General features: G+C 37.2%; 1 pseudogene. It reads right to left on the bottom strand.

What is annotated here, in order from left to right:
- Window positions 1–93: 93 nt before the first annotated feature.
- Window positions 94–293 (bottom strand): annotated as a pseudogene (locus EWU23_RS13835) (transposase); the annotation flags it as partial.

Genomic DNA, 293 nt, shown 5'->3' with positions numbered 1-293 from the left:
ATAAATGATGCTGAACTTTTTCCTGCTTGATTTGTCGGTTCAACTGTTGGTGGACAGCTTGCTTACTCATGCCAAGGCTTCGATATAATTCATTCAAACTGAAGGGATGTTTTTCTCGGGTAAGCCAGTAGTATCTGAGGGTTTTGAATCGAATTTTTTTTTAATATCAACCCCATAAGCCTGCTCGGCTAGATCAATCATTTTATCCTTAAAATCAAGTAGAATTTGCTTCTGACCTACAATACGCTCTAGTTCAGCCACTTTTTTCTTGAGTAGTAACAATTCTTGTGTAT

Source organism: Aquirufa beregesia (assembly GCF_011090385.1).
Classification (GTDB): Bacteria; Bacteroidota; Bacteroidia; order Cytophagales; family Spirosomataceae; genus Aquirufa; species Aquirufa beregesia.
The sequence above is the reverse complement of the archived record's forward strand: the minus strand, read 5'-3'. Positions and strand labels throughout refer to the sequence as shown.